Origin of the sequence: Guyparkeria sp. WRN-7 (assembly GCF_001641825.1) — a bacterium.
In the GTDB taxonomy this organism is placed as follows: domain Bacteria; phylum Pseudomonadota; class Gammaproteobacteria; order Halothiobacillales; family Halothiobacillaceae; genus Guyparkeria.
Map to the genome: position 1 here is coordinate 76,473 of NZ_LRFH01000015.1, position 16,689 is coordinate 93,161.

Below are 16,689 nucleotides of genomic sequence, written 5' to 3' on the forward strand. Positions count from 1 at the left end.
CCCATGGTCGGTTCGAGCCGGGTTCCGGGCATAAAAAAAGCAGGCCGAAGCCTGCTTTTTCGATCTCGCAAGAGCGTGAGCTTACTTGCGGATGTTCGGGCCGTTGAGCTCGAGCTCGTTGTCGTTGTAGGACATGAAGAACTCGAGGTCACGCAGGTAGTCCGAGTACTGCTTCGGCGGGATGGTGCCGGTGTCACGGACGCAGCCGTACATGCGCTTGTGCAGGGTGAACATGCTGCCCTTGCTGTAGCGGAATACCGGCATGTGCGTGGTGTTGCCCAGGTTCATGTGCAGGTGCTCGGCGCGAGCGTACTTGCCGCCATGGTACTGGTGGCAATCGGCACAGGAGTTGTCCAGACGGCCGGTGCGGCGGAACCATGCTTCCTTGCCGCGGTTGTAGGCAGCCTTGGCGCCTTCGCTGTTGATCTGGACCTGGTTGGTCATGCCGTTGGACTCGCTGGCGAGGTAGGCAAGAACGTTAGCCAGTTTCTTGTAGTTGTTCTTCGGGTCCCAGACCTTGTCGGCTGCTTCGCCGGCGTTCTTCTGGCAGTTGATGATGTCCAGACCGAGGCTGTGTACCTTGCCGTCCTTCTCGTTGAAGTACGGGTACTTGGCGCGCAGGCCCTTGGCCTCGCCCAGGCAGGAGGACAGCTTCTTGCCGTTCGGCAGGGTGTACTCGTTCCAGAGGGCTTCGCCCTTGGCGACGTACTCGTCGGTCTGCGGGAAGATCATCATGCCTTCCCACTGCGAGCGTGCGTCATCATCGATGGCGTAGACGCCCATGTTGTAGTCCTCGAACGGAACGTCCGGATAACGGTCCTCGTAGAACTCAACCATCAGCTGACGAAACTCCTCCGGGTCGGACGGGTTCGCCGCATCGGCTGCGATGGCGCCGCCGGTGGCCAGTACGCTGGCTGCGAGCATGCTAGAGATCAAGCGTTTCATTTATGAGTCTCCTACTGAATTCGGGTCTTTGTGTTTGATTCCTGGAGCGTCTTACAGCGTGAGGATGTAATCGGTGATGGCCTCGATTTCCTCGTCGCTCAGGAGTTTGTGGGCCCCGAACGGCGGCATGATGGTCTGGTCGCCAAACTTGTCGCGCGGATCGTAGATGACCTTCTTGAGCTCTTCACGGTCCGGATAGCGCGCCTTCATGGCGATCAGGGCCGGGCCGATGTTGCCCGCGAGGTTGCCGCCCTGGATCTGGTGGCACGCGAGGCAGTTGCCTTTGCTACGGCCAAAAGCGAGTTCTTTCCCTTTCTTGGCCGAGTCGGACAGGCCTTCTTCCTGTGCCGCGACGGCACCGGAGAAACCCATGCCGGCCGCGAGCAGTGCGGCGGCGCCTGCCGTGGTGATCACGGATGTGAACTTCTTCATTGTTATCCTCCTCTGCGGTCGCTAGAAAGCGCCGAGATGCCTTGGTGAGTTGTCTCATTCATCGATTCGACGTGTACCACTTTAGTGGCCTGAACAGTCGAGACAATAAAAAATAATTTATGGCGACACAATGAATTTATTTATTAGCGTTTGTTGAAATTCGCAGTTCTCTCGAGCCGCGTCACGGCGGTTTTTCAGTGCGAAAAATTCATTGGATGCCGGTGTTTGTCGCCAATCAAGAGGATCGGGCGGGGTGCTCGCCGGTCGAGGGTGGCAGGGGCGCATTGCGTCGGGGTTCCGTTTTCGGGTTCACGCCAGAAATCGGGTCGCGCGTGGCCTACTCGTCCGTTTGCCCGGCTCGCCGCTCGATCTCGTTGAGCAGCGAGTCGATCCGGGCCTGGGCGCGCGGGTTGTCCGCCGTGAACGTGTAGGCCGTCTCCAGTTCCTGGTGGGCGGCGACCAGATTGCCCCGGAGCAGGAAGTAGCGGCCCAGTTGTTCGTGATGGTCCATGGGCCGACCGGCGGCGCTGGCCGCCTTGGAGAGCGCCAGCACGGCCTCCGGGTCGTCGGGGCGGGCCTCCACGGCTTCGCGCGCCCGGCGATAGGCCGTCTCCGTGTCTCCCCGGTCGAGCATCCAGTCGACCTCCAGCCGCAACAGCGTGGTGTCGCCGGGGTAGAGGGCGATCAGGTCGTCCAGAATGCGGTCGGCCTTGCTGCGGTTGCCCTGATCGTTCAGGGCGCGGGCGAGCGGCAGTGCGAACCAGCGATTACCCGGCTGGCGTTCATGCAGTGGTTCGAGCAGTTCGACGGCCTGGTCGTGGCGCCCGTTGCGTTGCGCGGCGACTGCCCGGCGATAGCGCTCTGCCTGGTCGTCCAGCTCCAGTCCTGAGTGTCCTTCGAGCCCGGCCAGGCGCGCCCGGGCGAGACGGAATGCCTGGCTGTCCGTCTGGCCGAAGCGGGTGGCGGGTATCAGCGCGATACGGTTCTTGATCGAACTGATGCGTTCGGCCGTCATCGGGTGGGTTCTGAGGAACTCGAACTGGCGGCTGGGCGAGCCGCCGGCGCGGCGCTGGAGTTTTTCGAAGAAGCTGATCATGCCGCGCGGGTCGATGTCGGCCCGTTGCAGCGTGTCGAGCGCCAGTCGATCGGCCTCGCGCTCGTGCATGCGCGTGTAGTTGATGGCGTTCTGCGCTGCGCCGGCCATCCCCGCGGTGGCAACGGCGGCGCCCAGTTGCGGGTCCACGGCGCCCAGCAGCGCGCCGGCGATGAACCCGGCGATGGCCGTCAGGTTGTGCCCCGTCTGTGCGGCCACCATGTGGGCGATGTGACGTTGGGTGGCGTGAGCAATCTCGTGGGCGATCACGCCGGAGAGTTCGCTCTCGTTCTCGGCGGTGAGGATCAAGCCGGAAAACACCGCGATGTGACCGCCCGGCACGGTAAAGGCATTGATCGTCGGGTTGTCGACGATCACCAGGTTGGGGGCGAAGCGCGTGCCCGAGGCCGACGACATCAGCCGTACGCCCAGATCGTTGAGATAACTGTCGAGCAGGGCATCCTCGATCACGCCGCCCCGGGCGCGCAGCTTCTCGAAGACCTCGGCGCCGATCTGGCGTTCTTCCTCCGGCGACAGCACGGTGTCGGCCGGCGTGCCGAGCTCGGGCAGGCGATAATCGGCCATCGCCGGCTGGCCGAGGAGGAGGGTAAGGCCCAGTAACAATGCGCGCATCGGTCGTGTCATCAGCATGCCGAGAATGGGATGAGTCGCGTTGGACCGGAGAGCGTGGCACAGGTTCGCCGGCCGGGGCGTCCGAGGGCGCGATGGACGCCGGGCGCCACGGCCCGCTAGACTTTCCCGCATTCATCACGTGACCGGTTTGGAGACGATTATGGCAGCTTACGGCAACATCACGGCCGATGAACTCAAGGACCGCCTCGACGAGGTGGCGTTGTTCGATGTGCGCGGTCCGGCGGAAACGGACCGCGGCGTTATCGAGGGCGCGACGCTGATTCCCCTGCACATGGTGCCGATGAGCATCGACCGGTTCCGCGTCGACCAGGACGTGGTCGTCTATTGTCACAGCGGCGCGCGTTCGGCGCAGGCGTGCCAGTATCTCGCCGGTCAGGGTGTCGAGCGGCTGTTCAATCTCGAAGGTGGCGTCATGCTGTGGGCCGGCTCCGGCTTGCCGCTGCTCGCGCCGGACAAGTGAGTCGAGTGAGAGGGGGTGGTGATGGCGGATGACGTGATCGAGGTCGACGCGCGCGGGCTGTCCTGTCCGATGCCGCTGCTCAAGGCGCGCAAGGCGATTGCCACGGCCGCACCGGGCCAGTCGGTCGTGGTGCTGGCGACCGATCAGGGCGCGGAGAGCGACTTCAAGGCCTATTGCGAGCGGGCTGGGCACCGTCTGGTTTCGCTGGCCTGGCAGGACGACGTGTTGCGAGTCGAGCTGGCGCGCAGCGAATAGCAGGTCGTTCCGGGAGGACGTGGCGCGCTGATTCGCTGCGACAAGCCCTCAATGGAGGAGGGAGCACCGGAACGCCGCTTGGCTGGCGAGGTCGCCCGCCGGGTATCGCCCCTGATGTCCGGGCTAGGTGTTCCACGCGGTTCTGGCGTATTGTCGGTTTTGTCAAAGACTATAACGACAAAGCGTATTGACAAGGGAGTGATGAGTCATGGGGCAAGCCCGTTCCGTTCGCGTGCTGCTGATGAGCAGCTTTTTGGTTCTTCTTTCGTTTACCGGCCTGGCTCGGGCCGAATTTCAGCCGTTCGTCGAGGGTACGCCGTTCGCCGGCGACGTCGAGGCGGCCGTGGCGGCCGCCAGAGCGAAACTCGCAGCCGAGGGGCTGGATGTGGTCGGCGGCTATGCCCCGACCGAGGGCGTCCGCGTCCTGGCCGTGAGCAGCGATGCGTTGCGAGAGACGGCCTCGAAGAGCAAGCGAGGCGGGTACGGTGCCGTTGTCAGCATCGCCTTCGAGCAAACCGGGGGCGAGACGCGCATCAGCTACCAGAACCCGCAGTACATTGCCCACGGCTACCGCCTCGAAGGTGACAACGAGTCGGCCTTCCAGGCGCTGGCCGGGGCGCTGGGAGCCACGGGCTACTTCGGCGGCGAGCCGATCTCGAAGGCCAACCTGCGCACCTACCAGTACGCCTTCGGCCTGGAAACCTTCGTCGACCCGGTCGACCTGGGCAGCTTCCCCGGTTTTTCCTCGGCCGATCGCCAGATCACCGAGCGGGTGAAGAACGGCGAGCTGGGAACCGAGCTGGTCTACCGCGTGGAGATCCCCGGCAAGCGCCAGATCGTCTACGGCGTGGCAATGCAGACCGATGATCCCAACGCCCACGGTGCGGCGCTGGTGCAGGCGGTCGATCATGACGCCCCGCGCGGTTACGCCTTCCTGCCGTACCCGGTCCTGCTGGACGGCAATGCCGCCGAGACGCTCAACCTGCGTTTCCGCATGGCGCTGTTCTTCCCCGACCTGCCGATGATGGGCGGCGAGGCGTCGTTCTTTAAGCTACGTTCTGCCCCGGATGCCATCAACAAGCTGCTGATCGCGGTGGTCGATGGCGAGATCCAGAGGAAAGAGCGTTCGGGAGGCGGGTTCGGAACCTTCTGATCCCCTCTGACGTTCGCCGCCATGCTTTGTTCGGCCGCTCTCCACGGTCGGACGAAATGCGTCCAAAGTGGTGAAATCTGTCCAATAACGCGTTATATTGCCCAGTCTACGATTGAGACCGCCGGGCCCTAACGGGCGCATCCGCGGTTGATGGCAGCCTGTCCGGCCGGTGACGATCTCACCGCCTGGGCGGGCTGCCGTCGTCATGGGCTGCGTTGATCGCGTTGCACTCTTTGCTTTCGAGCAAACTCAATGAGAAGTGGACGACCATCCGGGGCCGTATCCCGGATGCGGGGAAGGTTGCCCCGAAATCGGATGATCGGCATGCGGGGCATGCCCGCGCCCAGGCCGGTCGTCAAGCCATTTAGTCAGTGAAACGCGCAAGTTTCGAGGTGAGTACTCTCGTGGAATTGTCCGGCGGTGAAATCCTGGTCGAGTGCCTCAAGTCGGAAGGGGTCGATACGGTCTTCGGCTACCCCGGTGGGGCGGTCCTTCATATCTACGATGCCCTGTTCCAGCAGGAAGAGGTCCAGCACGTGCTCGTGCGTCACGAGCAGGGCGCAGTGCACATGGCCGACGGCTTTGCCCGCGCGACGGGCAAGCCGGGTGTCGTGCTGGTCACCTCCGGCCCGGGGGCGACCAACGCCGTCACCGGTATCGCCACGGCGCACATGGACTCCATCCCGCTGGTGGTCTTCACCGGCCAGGTCCACAGTGCGCTGATCGGCAACGACGCCTTCCAGGAAGTCGACAACGTCGGCATCACGCGTCCCTGCGTCAAGCACAACTTCATGGTCAAGGACGTCAGCGAGATGGCCGAGACCATCAAGAAGGCGTTCTACGTCGCGACCACCGGTCGCCCGGGTCCGGTCGTGGTCGACATCCCCAAGGATGTCACTGACCCGAAGGTCAAGATCCCGTTCGAGTACCCCGAGAAGGTCGCGATGCGCTCGTATCAGCCGACCGAGAAGGGCCACTCCGGGCAGATCCGCAAGGCGGTCGACCTGATCGTCAACGCCGAGCGGCCGATGATCTACACCGGTGGCGGCGTGGTGCTCGGCCGCGCGGGCGACGAGCTGACCCACTTCACGCAGAAACTCGGCTACCCGATCACGCAGACGCTGATGGGCCTGGGCGCCTATCCGTCGAGCGACAAGCAGCACCTCGGCATGCTCGGCATGCACGGCACCTACGAGGCGAACATGGGCATGCACCACTGCGATGTCCTGATCGCCATCGGTGCGCGCTTCGACGACCGCGTCACCGGCGACCTGTCCAAGTTCTGCCCGCACGCGAAGATCGTCCACGTCGACATCGACCCGTCCTCGATCTCGAAGAACGTGGTCGTCGACGTGCCGATCGTCGGCGCGGTCAAGTCGGTGCTCACCGAGATGATCGAGCTGGTCAACCAGGCCGGTGGCGCCAAGAAGACCAAGGCGCTCGAGGCCTGGTGGGACCAGATCGAGCAGTGGCGCGGCATGAAGTGCCTGGACTACAAGTGGTCCGACGAGATCATCAAGCCGCAGTACGTCGTGCAGAAGCTGTGGGAGGTCACCAAGGGCGACGCGTTCGTCACCTCCGACGTCGGCCAGCACCAGATGTGGGCCGCGCAATACTACGGCTTCAACAAGCCGCATCGCTGGATCAACTCCGGCGGCCTCGGCACGATGGGCTTCGGCCTGCCGGCCGCGCTGGGCGCCAAGTGGGCGCACCCCGACGAGGAGGTCGCCTGCATCACTGGCGAGGGCAGTATCCAGATGTGCTCCCAGGAGCTGTCGACGGCGCTGCAGTACAACCTGCCGGTCAAGATCGTCAGCCTCAACAACGGCTATCTCGGCATGGTCCGCCAGTGGCAGGAGTTCTTCTACTCCGGCCGCTATGCGATGAGCTACATGGAGTCCCTGCCGGACTTCGTCAAGCTGGCCGAGTCCTACGGCCACGTCGGCATGCGCATCGAGAAGCCGTCCGACGTCGAGGGCGCGCTCAAGGAGGCGTTCGCCATGAAGGACCGGCTGGTCTTCATGGACTTCCAGACCGATCCGGAAGAGAACGTCTACCCGATGGTCCCCGCCGGCGCGGGCCTCAACGAAATGATCCTGGTGTGAGGGCGGCCTGATATGCGACACATCATCTCGATCCTGATGGAAAACGAGGCCGGCGCGCTCTCCCGGGTGGCCGGGCTGTTCTCGGCACGTGGCTACAACATCGAGTCGCTGTGCGTGGCACCCACCCATGACGAGTCCCTCTCGCGCCTGACGCTGGTGACCAGCGGCGACGAGCAGGTGATCGAGCAGATCGTCAAGCAGCTCAACAAGCTGATCGACGTGGTCAAGGTGCAGGACATGGCCGACACCGCCCACATCGAGCGCGAGCTGATGTTGGTCAAGCTGCAGGCCTTCGACGCCGTGCGCGAGGAGGTCTACCGGCTGGCCGACATCTTCCGTGGCCAGATCATCGACGTGACCGAGTCCAGCTATACCGTGCAGCTGGTCGGCCCGGGCAACAAGCTGGATGCCTTCATCGACGCGCTCGGTTCGATCCCGGTGGTCGAGATCGTGCGCTCGGGCGCGCTGGGCATCTCCCGCGGCCCGCGCGGCATGCTGGTCCCCGAGGTCTGAGCCTCGCCCCAATCCCCATTTCCGAATCAACAGATCCGAATCAACAAGACTGGAGTGACATCACCATGCAGGTTTACTACGACAAGGACTGCGACCTCTCCCTGATCCAGGGCAAGAAAGTCGCCATCATCGGCTACGGTTCGCAGGGCCACGCCCACGCGCTGAACCTCAAGGAGTCGGGTGTCGAGGTCGCGATCGGCCTGCGTGCCGGTTCCGGCTCGCAGCAGAAGGCCGAGGGCGAAGGCCTGACCGTCAAGACCATCGAGGAGGCTTCTGCCTGGGCCGACGTGGTCATGGTGCTGGCACCGGACGAGAACCACGCCGAGATCTACGCCAACCAGATCGAGCCGAACCTGCGTGAAGGCGCCACCCTGGCGTTCGCTCACGGCTTCTCCGTCCTGTACAACCAGGTCACTCCGCGCAAGGACCTCGACGTGATCATGATCGCGCCGAAGGCCCCGGGCCACACCGTACGCTCCGAGTTCGCCCGTGGCGGCGGCATCCCGGACCTGATCGCGATCCACCAGGATGCCTCCGGCAAGGCCAAGGACATCGCGCTGTCCTACGCCTCCGGCATCGGCGGCGGCCGTACCGGCATCATCGAGACCACCTTCCAGGACGAGACCGAAACCGACCTGTTCGGTGAGCAGGCCGTGCTCTGCGGCGGTACCGTCGAGCTGGTCCGTGCCGGTTTCGAGACCCTGACCGAGGCGGGCTACCCGGCCGAGATGGCCTACTTCGAGTGCCTGCACGAGCTCAAGCTGATCGTCGACCTCATGTACGAGGGCGGCATCGCCAACATGAACTACTCGATCTCCAACAACGCCGAGTACGGCGAGTACGTCACCGGCCCGAAGGTGATCAACGAGGAGTCCCGTCAGGCGATGCGCGAGGCACTGGCCAACATCCAGAGCGGCGAGTACGCCAAGCGCTTTATCAACGAGGGGGCACTGAACTACCCTTCCATGACGGCACGCCGTCGTCAGGACGCCGCCCACCCGATCGAGCAGGTCGGCGAGCGCCTGCGCGGCATGATGCCGTGGATCAGCGCGAACAAGATCGTCGACAAGTCCCGCAACTGATCGCGGGGCCCGTCGCACGAGGCAATCCCGGGAGGGCAGAGCATGGATCACGACACGCAGACCGAGCAGCAACCGAGCGAAGCTCAGGCGGCGCGCCGGCGGCGCAAGGCGATCTATCTCCTGCCCAACCTGTTCACGACCGGCGCCCTGTTCGCCGGTTTTTTCGCGATAGTGATGGCGGTTCAGGGCGAATTCGTCACGGCGGCGCTGTCCGTGTTCGTCGCGATGATCCTCGACGGAATGGACGGGCGCGTCGCGCGCATGACCGGCACCGAATCGGAGTTCGGCGTCCAGTTCGACTCGCTCTCCGACGTGGTGTCCTTCGGCATCGCCCCGGCCCTGATCGTCTACCTGTGGAGCCTGCAGGGCATGGGCGACCGCTGGGGCATGCTCGGCGCGTTCGTCTTCGCCGCGGCTGCCGCCATTCGCCTGGCGCGCTTTAACGTGCAGGTGGAGACGGTCGACAAGGGCTACTTCGTCGGTCTGGCTTCGCCGGCGGCCGCCGCGGTGCTGATGGGCATGGTGTGGTTCTTCGAGGCACACGGGCTGGCGTTTCACGAGCAGCAGGGCTGGGTCTGGGTGATCACGATCACCACCGGCCTGCTGATGGTGTCGAGCTTCCCGTACTTCAGCGGCAAGCGGCTTTCGCCGCGACTGCGCCTGTCGTTCCTGAGCGTGCCGATCGCGATCCTGGTGTTCGTGCTCGCGTTGAGGGATTTCGCCTTGACGGTCTGGGTAGTGGCGAGTGGCTATGCGCTCTCGGCACCACTGTGGGCGTTGAGCCGCGGCTTGCGCCGCCGGCTGGCCTCGCGCTCGTCTTGAATCGCGGCCCGGCCGTCGTTACCGTTGCCTCATGAGCAGTCGTTCCCGCGCAGCCCGTTTTTCCCTCCCGGTCACCGCTTCGGTGATCGGGCTGCGTTGCGTCTGCCTGTCGCTGCTGCTGCGACTGCCCCGCTGGGGCAATTGAGATGAGGCCTGGCGAGGCGACCCACGCGACCACCGACTAGACAACGACATGCCGACGGGACGACCCGGCGGTAATACCTGAGGTTTTTGCCATGAGCAGCAGTGACTCCTTGATCATCTTCGACACCACGCTTCGCGACGGCGAGCAGAGCCCGGGCGCGTCCATGACGCGTGACGAGAAGCTGCGCATCGCCCGTCAGCTGGAACGCCTGGGCGTGGACGTGATCGAGGCCGGTTTTGCCGCGGCGAGCGAAGGCGACTTCAATGCCATCCGCACGATCGCCGAGCACGTGCAGCACTCCACCGTCTGCTCGCTGGCGCGCGCCGGCGAGAAGGACGTGCGTCGTGCCGGCGAGGCGGTCTCGCCGGCACCCAAGCGCCGTATCCACACCTTCATCGCCACCAGCCCGATCCACATGGAGAAGAAGCTCCGCATGACGCCGGACGAGGTGGTCGGCCATGCGGTGAACGCGGTCAAGATCGCCCGGGAATACACCGACGACGTCGAGTTCTCGGCCGAGGACGCGGTGCGCTCGGACATGGACTTCCTGGTGCGCGTCTTCGAGGCGGTGATCGAGGCCGGTGCGACCACCCTGAACGTACCCGACACCGTCGGTTACGCGACCCCGGACCAGTGGGCCGAGCAGATGGCGACCCTGATCGACCGGGTCAAGGGCTCGGACAAGGTCGTCTGGTCGACGCACTGCCACAACGATCTCGGTCTCGCCGTCGCCAACTCGCTGGCGGCCGTGCGTTCGGGCTTCCGCCAGGTCGAGTGCACCATCAACGGTCTCGGCGAGCGGGCCGGCAATGCCGCGCTCGAGGAAGTGGTCATGGCCACCCGCACGCGCCAGGACGTCTACGGGGTTTCGACGCGCATCGACGCCACCCAGATTGTGCCGACCTCGAAGCTCGTCTCCACCATCACCGGTTACCCGGTGCAGCCGAACAAGGCGATCGTCGGTGCCAACGCCTTCGCGCACGAGTCGGGCATCCACCAGGACGGCGTGCTCAAGCATCGCGAGACCTACGAGATCATGCGCGCCGAGGACGTCGGCTGGTCGACCAACCGACTGTCGCTCGGCAAGCTCTCCGGGCGCAACGCGTTCAAGAGCCGTCTGAACGACCTCGGTGTCGAGCTCGAGAGCGAGGAGGCGCTCAACGATGCCTTCCGTCGCTTCAAGGAGCTGGCGGACAAGAAGCGCGAGATCTTCGACGAGGACATCCAGGCGCTGGTCTCGGAGGTCTACGACGAGCAGGAGGAGGCCTTCCGCCTGGTCTCGCTGCACGTCTGCTCGGAGACCGGCGAAACCCCGGAGGCGACTGTCACCGCCTCGATCCGCGGTGAGGAGATGACCGCCACGGCCACGGGGGCCGGCCCGGTCGATGCCGCGCTGGCCGCGATCGAGAAGATCGTCGCCTCGGGCGCGAACCTGCAGCTCTACTCGGTCAACAACATCACCAGCGGCACGGATGCGCAGGGCGAGGTCAACGTGCGCCTCGAGCGTGCCGGGCGCATCGTGACCGGTCAGGGCGCGGATACCGACATCGTGACCGCCTCGGCCAAGGCCTACCTCAACGCCATCGAGCGGCTCGAGCATCCGCCCAAGCGCGCCCATCCGCAGATGGGCGACGTGTGACCGGTCCTCTCTGACATGGGGCTGCGCGTGGATCGGCAGGCGGCGCTCGGCTGGCTGGGCATCGAAGGCTTCCGGCCCAGCGGCCGTGTGCCGCTACCCGTCGGCGAGCCTGTGGCCGACGGTGCCGAGTCCGACACCGATGCCTCGCCCGTCGATGACAGGCAGGGCGTCGAGATGGCCGAGCGGTTCGGGACCCCGTCCCGGCAGTTGAGCCCCGAGATCTCGGAGCCGGCGGCTCCCGTCGACGTGCCGGCGGAGCCGGTTACCCCTGTTGCCGCACCGCAGCCGACGGAGGCCGCACCGGCTGATCGGCTGAGCGTCACGGCCGAATCGCCGCATCGCGCCCTGGCCGAGGCCATCGCGCGGGTGGCCGGGCTCGCCTGCGAAACGGGTGAGGACGACCTGCTGGTGCTCGGCGGCGAGCGCTGGGGGTTGTCGACGCTGGCTGGCGACGGGCAGGCCAAGCGACGGCTGTGGCGGGTGCTGACCGAGCGCGCCCGGCGGCCGCGGGGATGAGTCGGGTGCTGGAGCCGGCGTGGGACTGGTCGGCCCTGGCCGGGGAGGACCTGCCGGAGATCCTGGCCATCGAGGAGGCCGCCCATCCGTATCCGTGGAGCGAGGCGGTGTTCGAGGATTGCCTGCGTGCCGGCTACCGCCTCGACGGCGCCTTTGTCGAAGGGACGCTGATCGGCTATTCGGTCGTGATGACCGTGCTCGACGAGTGGCACCTGCTGAATCTCTGCGTCGATCCGGCGTTCCAGCGCCGAGGCGTCGGCCGGTTCCTGCTCGAGCGGCTGCTCGACAGTGCCCGAGCGATGCAGGCGGCTTGCCTGCTGCTCGAGGTGCGTGCCGGCAACCGGGCGGCCATCAGGCTCTACGAGAACGCCGGCTTCGCGGATATCGGTCACCGAAAGGCGTATTATCCGGCCCCAAGCGGACGCGAGGACGCGCGCGTGATGCGCCGCCTGCTGTCCTGATCACGTTTTTACCGGCCCGTCGGCGTTAGCTCCGCGGCGGACCGAGCAATGCCCTAGCCGAGAATTCATGAGCACCACACCCGAAAACGATTACTCCAGCCGGCGGACGTTTGCGATCATCTCGCACCCGGACGCGGGCAAGACCACCATGACCGAGAAGCTGCTGCTGTTCGGCGGCGCGATCCAGCTCGCCGGCACGGTCAAGGGCAAGAAGTCCGGGCGCCACGCCACCTCCGACTGGATGGCGATGGAGAAGGAGCGGGGCATTTCGGTGACCTCGTCGGTGATGCAGTTCCCCTACCGCGAGCGGATCGTCAACCTGCTCGACACCCCGGGTCACGAGGACTTCTCCGAGGATACCTATCGCGTTCTGACCGCGGTCGACTCGGCGCTGATGGTGATCGACGCGGCCAAGGGCGTCGAGGCACGCACCATCAAGCTGATGGAGGTCTGCCGTCTGCGCACCACGCCGATCATGACCTTCGTCAACAAGCTCGACCGCGAAGGGCGGGACCCGCTCGAGCTCCTCGACGAGGTCGAGACGGTGCTCGACATCCGTTGCGCCCCGGTGACCTGGCCGATCGGCAGCGGCAAGCGTTTCCGCGGCATCTACCACCTGGCGCAGGACACCACCTACCTGTACGGCACCGCCGACGGCACGCGCGACCAGGAGGTCGAGGCGATCAAGGGGCTCGACAACCCCGAGCTCGACGAGCGCATCGGCGGCCAGGCGGACGAGTTGCGTGACGAGATCGAGCTGGTGCAGGGGGCCGCCGACGAGTTCGACCTCGAGGCGTACCTCAGGGGCGAGCAGACGCCGGTGTACTTCGGTTCGGCGATGAACAACTTCGGCGTGCAGTCGCTGCTGGATGACTTCGTCGAGTACGCGCCGGCGCCGCAGCCGCGCGAAGCGACCGGCCGCACGGTCGAGCCGTCGGAGGACAAGTTCACCGGGTTCGTCTTCAAGATCCAGGCGAACATGGACCCGCAGCACCGCGACCGGATCGCGTTCCTGCGCATCTGTTCGGGCGAGTTCCGCCGCGGCATGAAGTCGCACCACGTGCGTCTGGGCCGCGACGTGAAGATCCCGGACGCCCTGACCTTCATGTCCTCCGACCGGGTGCGGCTGGAGACGGCACAGGCCGGCGACATCATCGGCATCCACAACCACGGCACGGTGCGGATTGGTGACACCTTCACCGAGGGCGAGAAGCTGGCCTTCACCGGCATCCCCAACTTCGCCCCGGAACTGTTCCGCCGCGCGCAGCTCAAGGACCCGCTCAAGTCCAAGCAGTTGCTCAAGGGGCTCTCGCAGCTGTGTGAGGAGGGCGCGACCCAGCTCTATCGGCCGATGACCAACAACGACCTGATCCTCGGTGCGGTGGGCGTGCTGCAGTTCGACGTGGTCGCCCAGCGCCTCAAGGACGAGTACAAGGTCGATTGCCGCTTCGAGGCGGTCAACGTCAACACCGCCCGCTGGGTGGAGTGCGACGATGCCAAGCGTTTCGAGGAGTTCAAGAACAAGAACCAGGCGAACCTGGCCCTCGACCATGCCGGCGACCTGGTCTACATCGCGCCGACGCGAGTCAACCTGCAGATGGCCCAGGAGCGCTGGCCCGAGGTGCGCTTCCTCGCCACCCGCGAGCACGGCGACTACAGCACGGACTGAGCCTGTCGACTCGCCCGCTCGGGGCGTTTATCGCTTCGTGGGCTTGGTTACCGTGCCGGCGAGCAGGCGGTCGAACTGGCCCGGATTGATGTACTGGAACAGCTCCTTGTCGCCGGGTTCGACCGTGATCAGCAGGCCCTTGTCGGGATAGAGCCACAGCTCGGCCGGTTCCTCGTCCTCGTCGCGCCCGTCGGCGAGGGTGCGAATCTCGGCCGGATCGCCGAAACGCCGCCGGATCAGCTCCTCGTCGTAGTCTGCACTGGGTGCGTAGCTGATCGAGCGGATCGGCTTGTCCTGCGCCTCAATCAGCGCCTCGTCCGACATCGACAGCTTGCGTGCCCCGGACGGGGTCGGGTCGGCGATGCGCGAGGCCTCGGCCCAGCGCTCCAGCGTGGCCGTATCCACCTCGGCGATCAGTACCACCTTGGCCGCCAGCGGCCCCACCGACATCTGCCCGAAGTAGGCCTCCAGTGTCATCGGTTCGCCCGCCTTGGTGAAAATCGCCAGGTCCGCCTTCTGGTCGTAGAGACGCTTGAAGTCCAGCAGGGTCGATTCCCCCAGCGTGACACCGAAGACCGAGACCTTTCCTGCCTCGTTCACCGTGATGTCCCAGGGAAGGAAGGCGTGATCCGGCGGCGAGCGGTCGCAGCCGGTCAGCAGGGCGACGGTCAGAAGCGCACCAAGCAGGGTTCTGGTGGCGATCGGCGAGGGGAAAGGCAGCTGGCGGAACATGGCGGTTTCCGGGTGGAATGGGGTGGCGGGCAACGACCCGAGCCGGGATTTAATCAGCCCCGCGCGACCGGGGCAAGTCAGGGCGGACATTGTCTTGCGCCGGTCGAGAAAATGGCGTTATGTTGCCGGTATTCGGATTGTCACATGAGGGAAGAGTCGAATGCCGAACACAGGGATGGATGTGACCGCGGAACGGCGGCCGGGCGGAACAATGGGACGGTCGGTCGGTGCGGCGATGTTGGCGCTGGCGCTCGCATGGCTGCCCCCGTCGCTCGCGGCGGCCGAGGACTTCCCGCTGCGGGAGCAGTACGCGTCGGTCGGTCTGGAGCCGATCGAGACTGCTGAGCTGGCGGAGAGTCTCGATTCCATGACGGTGATCGACGCGCGTTCGACCTACGAATACGAGACGCTGCACATCGAGAACGCCCGGTCCGTCCCGCTCGCGTCGCCCGATTTCAACGCCACCGTCCAGTCGCTTGCCGAGGCCTCGGGGCAGCCGCTGGTCTTCTACTGCAACGGCGTCACCTGTTCGGTCTCCTACAAGGCGGCCCTCAAGGCCAAGGAGGCCGGGCTCACGGCGGTGCGTGTCTATGATGCGGGGGTGTTCGCCTGGGCGCAGGCCCACCCCGAGCACACCGTGCTGCTGGGCGAGCCGCTGAAGAGCGCCGACCGCCTGATCGCCAGCGAGCAGTTCGAGGCGCACCTGTTGGCGGAAGAGGCGTTCTACGCCCGCATCGAGGCGAGCCGCAACCCGCTGATCGTCGATATCCGCAGCAAGGAGCAACGTCAGGGCGTGTCGCTGTTCCAGATGCGCGACCGGCATGTGCCCCTCACCAACGGCAACCGTGAACTGAACGGTCTGGTGCAGACCGCCATGCGCGAAGACCGGCCGCTGTTCTTCCTCGATGCCACCGGCAAGCAGGTTCGCTGGCTGCAGTACTACCTCGAGTCGCAAGGGGCCGAGGACTACTGGTTCCTCAAGGGCGGCGCGCGCGCCCTTTACGAGAGCATGGGCCTCAAGTGAGCCCGTATCACGACGAGACGCCGAGTGGGTGCAGCGCGCTCCACTCGCGGGCCCAGCGCTCGAGCTGATCGCCGAGCGATTTGCCGCCCGCATCCCGAAGGCCGAGGACGGCTGCCGCGGCCGCGAGGTTGTCCGCTGCCTGCCGGTTGTCCAGTGGCCGGGCGTGATTGGTCTTGCTCAACTTGCGGCCATCCGGCCCGTTGACCAGCGGCAGGTGGAAGTAGGCAGGTGCCGTCAGTCCGAGGGCCTCGGCCAGTTCGACGTGCAGCGGCGCCATGGCGGCGAGATCCTCGCCGCGGACCACCTGCGTGATGCCCATCTCGGCATCGTCGACCACGTTGGCCAGATGGTAGGCGATCGGGCCGTCGGCGCGGCGTAACACCGGGTCTCCCACGTCGACGGTGAGCGTCTGGCGGATCGTGCCCAGGCGGCGGTCGGCCACGCACCGCTCGTCCTCGCCGACCCGGAACCGCAGGGCGTGGCGCTCGTCCTCGTCGGCCGGATCGTCGCGGCAGAAGCCCGGATAGATCGGCCCGATGGCCCCCATCGTCTGCCCGTGTTCCGCAGCCCAGGCCCGCAGGCGGGAGCGCGTGCAGCGGCAGCGATAGACCCGTCCCGCGGCAGCAAGCTGCTCCAGCGCCGCCTCGTGGCGATCGCGTCGCCGACTCTGAAAGATCACCTCGCCGTCCGGGTGCAGGCCGTGGGCCTCGAGCTGGGCCAGGATCGTCTCGACCGCTTCCGTCCGGCTGCGTGCCTGATCGGTGTCGTCGATGCGAACCGACCACGACCCGCCATGGGCGCGGGCATCGAGATAGCTGCCCAGTGCCGCGACCAGCGAGCCGGCATGCAGCGGTCCCGAAGGTGTGGGGGCAAAGCGGCCGTGGTAACGGTGCTGGGAGGAAGGGGCGATGGTCATCTCGGTTCGATCGGGTAGGTCAGTGGCGTTGACGAATGGATAATGTCGCCCGTCGACGAACTCAAGTCCGGTT

Annotated in this window: 17 protein-coding genes; 12 read left to right on the forward strand and 5 right to left on the reverse strand. The window is 65.7% G+C overall.

Translation table 11 applies throughout. From position 1 onward, the window contains the following. Nucleotides 1–81 precede the first annotated feature (81 nt). From soxA to AWR35_RS07515, 3 genes are all read right to left on the reverse strand, one after another. Nucleotides 82–945 carry a sulfur oxidation c-type cytochrome SoxA gene (gene soxA / locus AWR35_RS07505; RefSeq protein ID WP_082664000.1) on the reverse strand — a complete coding sequence of 288 codons (864 nt, stop codon included), beginning with the start codon at nucleotides 943–945 and terminating at the stop codon, nucleotides 82–84. Nucleotides 946–996: 51 nt separating this feature from the next. Beyond that, nucleotides 997–1,359 (reverse strand): sulfur oxidation c-type cytochrome SoxX, encoded by a 363-nt coding sequence (gene soxX, locus AWR35_RS07510; RefSeq protein ID WP_197408171.1) that lies wholly within the window; start codon nucleotides 1,357–1,359, stop codon nucleotides 997–999. Nucleotides 1,360–1,714: 355 nt separating this feature from the next. Further along, complete coding sequence (locus tag AWR35_RS07515; protein ID WP_197408172.1) at nucleotides 1,715–3,103, reverse strand: M48 family metalloprotease; 1,389 nt, start codon at nucleotides 3,101–3,103, stop codon at nucleotides 1,715–1,717. Nucleotides 3,104–3,263: 160 nt separating this feature from the next. Between AWR35_RS07515 and AWR35_RS07520 the strand changes: the two genes are divergently transcribed. The 11 genes from AWR35_RS07520 to AWR35_RS07570 all read left to right on the forward strand — a co-directional run bounded on the left by AWR35_RS07520 (nucleotide 3,264) and on the right by AWR35_RS07570 (nucleotide 13,944). Continuing rightward, nucleotides 3,264–3,584, forward strand: a complete 321-nt coding sequence (locus AWR35_RS07520; RefSeq protein WP_058575342.1) for a rhodanese-like domain-containing protein — start codon at nucleotides 3,264–3,266, stop codon at nucleotides 3,582–3,584. A 21-nt stretch (nucleotides 3,585–3,605) separates the two neighbouring features. Then, entirely contained in the window at nucleotides 3,606–3,839 is a 234-nt protein-coding gene (locus AWR35_RS07525; protein ID WP_058575484.1) for a sulfurtransferase TusA family protein, read from the forward strand. Between the two features lie 208 nt (nucleotides 3,840–4,047). Beyond that, on the forward strand, nucleotides 4,048–4,992 hold the full coding sequence (locus AWR35_RS07530) for a hypothetical protein (protein ID WP_058575343.1): 945 nt from the start codon (nucleotides 4,048–4,050) through the stop codon (nucleotides 4,990–4,992). Nucleotides 4,993–5,396: 404 nt separating this feature from the next. Beyond that, nucleotides 5,397–7,097 (forward strand): acetolactate synthase 3 large subunit, encoded by a 1,701-nt coding sequence (locus tag AWR35_RS07535; protein WP_058575344.1) that lies wholly within the window; start codon nucleotides 5,397–5,399, stop codon nucleotides 7,095–7,097. Between the two features lie 12 nt (nucleotides 7,098–7,109). After that, complete coding sequence (gene ilvN / locus AWR35_RS07540) at nucleotides 7,110–7,610, forward strand: acetolactate synthase small subunit (RefSeq protein ID WP_058575345.1); 501 nt, start codon at nucleotides 7,110–7,112, stop codon at nucleotides 7,608–7,610. Between the two features lie 65 nt (nucleotides 7,611–7,675). After that, on the forward strand, nucleotides 7,676–8,692 hold the full coding sequence (gene ilvC, locus AWR35_RS07545; protein ID WP_058575346.1) for a ketol-acid reductoisomerase: 1,017 nt from the start codon (nucleotides 7,676–7,678) through the stop codon (nucleotides 8,690–8,692). A gap of 42 nt (nucleotides 8,693–8,734) precedes the next feature. Continuing rightward, complete coding sequence (gene pssA / locus AWR35_RS07550) at nucleotides 8,735–9,514, forward strand: CDP-diacylglycerol--serine O-phosphatidyltransferase (RefSeq protein ID WP_058575347.1); 780 nt, start codon at nucleotides 8,735–8,737, stop codon at nucleotides 9,512–9,514. Nucleotides 9,515–9,750: 236 nt separating this feature from the next. After that, nucleotides 9,751–11,298 carry a 2-isopropylmalate synthase gene (locus AWR35_RS07555; RefSeq protein ID WP_058575348.1) on the forward strand — a complete coding sequence of 516 codons (1,548 nt, stop codon included), beginning with the start codon at nucleotides 9,751–9,753 and terminating at the stop codon, nucleotides 11,296–11,298. Nucleotides 11,299–11,313: 15 nt separating this feature from the next. Further along, nucleotides 11,314–11,814, forward strand: coding sequence for a hypothetical protein (locus tag AWR35_RS07560; protein WP_058575349.1), 501 nt, complete (start codon nucleotides 11,314–11,316; stop codon nucleotides 11,812–11,814). Continuing rightward, complete coding sequence (rimI, locus tag AWR35_RS07565; RefSeq protein ID WP_058575350.1) at nucleotides 11,811–12,275, forward strand: ribosomal protein S18-alanine N-acetyltransferase; 465 nt, start codon at nucleotides 11,811–11,813, stop codon at nucleotides 12,273–12,275. Before AWR35_RS07560 ends, rimI begins: the two co-directional genes overlap by 4 nt. Before the next feature lie 67 nt (nucleotides 12,276–12,342). Continuing rightward, nucleotides 12,343–13,944, forward strand: a complete 1,602-nt coding sequence (locus AWR35_RS07570) for a peptide chain release factor 3 (RefSeq protein WP_058575351.1) — start codon at nucleotides 12,343–12,345, stop codon at nucleotides 13,942–13,944. 27 nt (nucleotides 13,945–13,971) lie between these two features. Here AWR35_RS07570 and AWR35_RS07575 read toward each other — a convergent pair whose 3' ends face one another. Continuing rightward, nucleotides 13,972–14,676, reverse strand: coding sequence for a hypothetical protein (locus tag AWR35_RS07575; RefSeq protein WP_058575352.1), 705 nt, complete (start codon nucleotides 14,674–14,676; stop codon nucleotides 13,972–13,974). 211 nt (nucleotides 14,677–14,887) lie between these two features. Between AWR35_RS07575 and AWR35_RS07580 the strand changes: the two genes are divergently transcribed. Next, nucleotides 14,888–15,700 (forward strand): rhodanese-like domain-containing protein, encoded by an 813-nt coding sequence (locus AWR35_RS07580; RefSeq protein ID WP_058575353.1) that lies wholly within the window; start codon nucleotides 14,888–14,890, stop codon nucleotides 15,698–15,700. Nucleotides 15,701–15,707: 7 nt separating this feature from the next. On the opposite strand, the gene gluQRS is transcribed toward AWR35_RS07580, so the two are convergent. Continuing rightward, entirely contained in the window at nucleotides 15,708–16,616 is a 909-nt protein-coding gene (gene gluQRS / locus AWR35_RS07585) for a tRNA glutamyl-Q(34) synthetase GluQRS (protein WP_066185116.1), read from the reverse strand. Nucleotides 16,617–16,689: the final 73 nt, after the last annotated feature.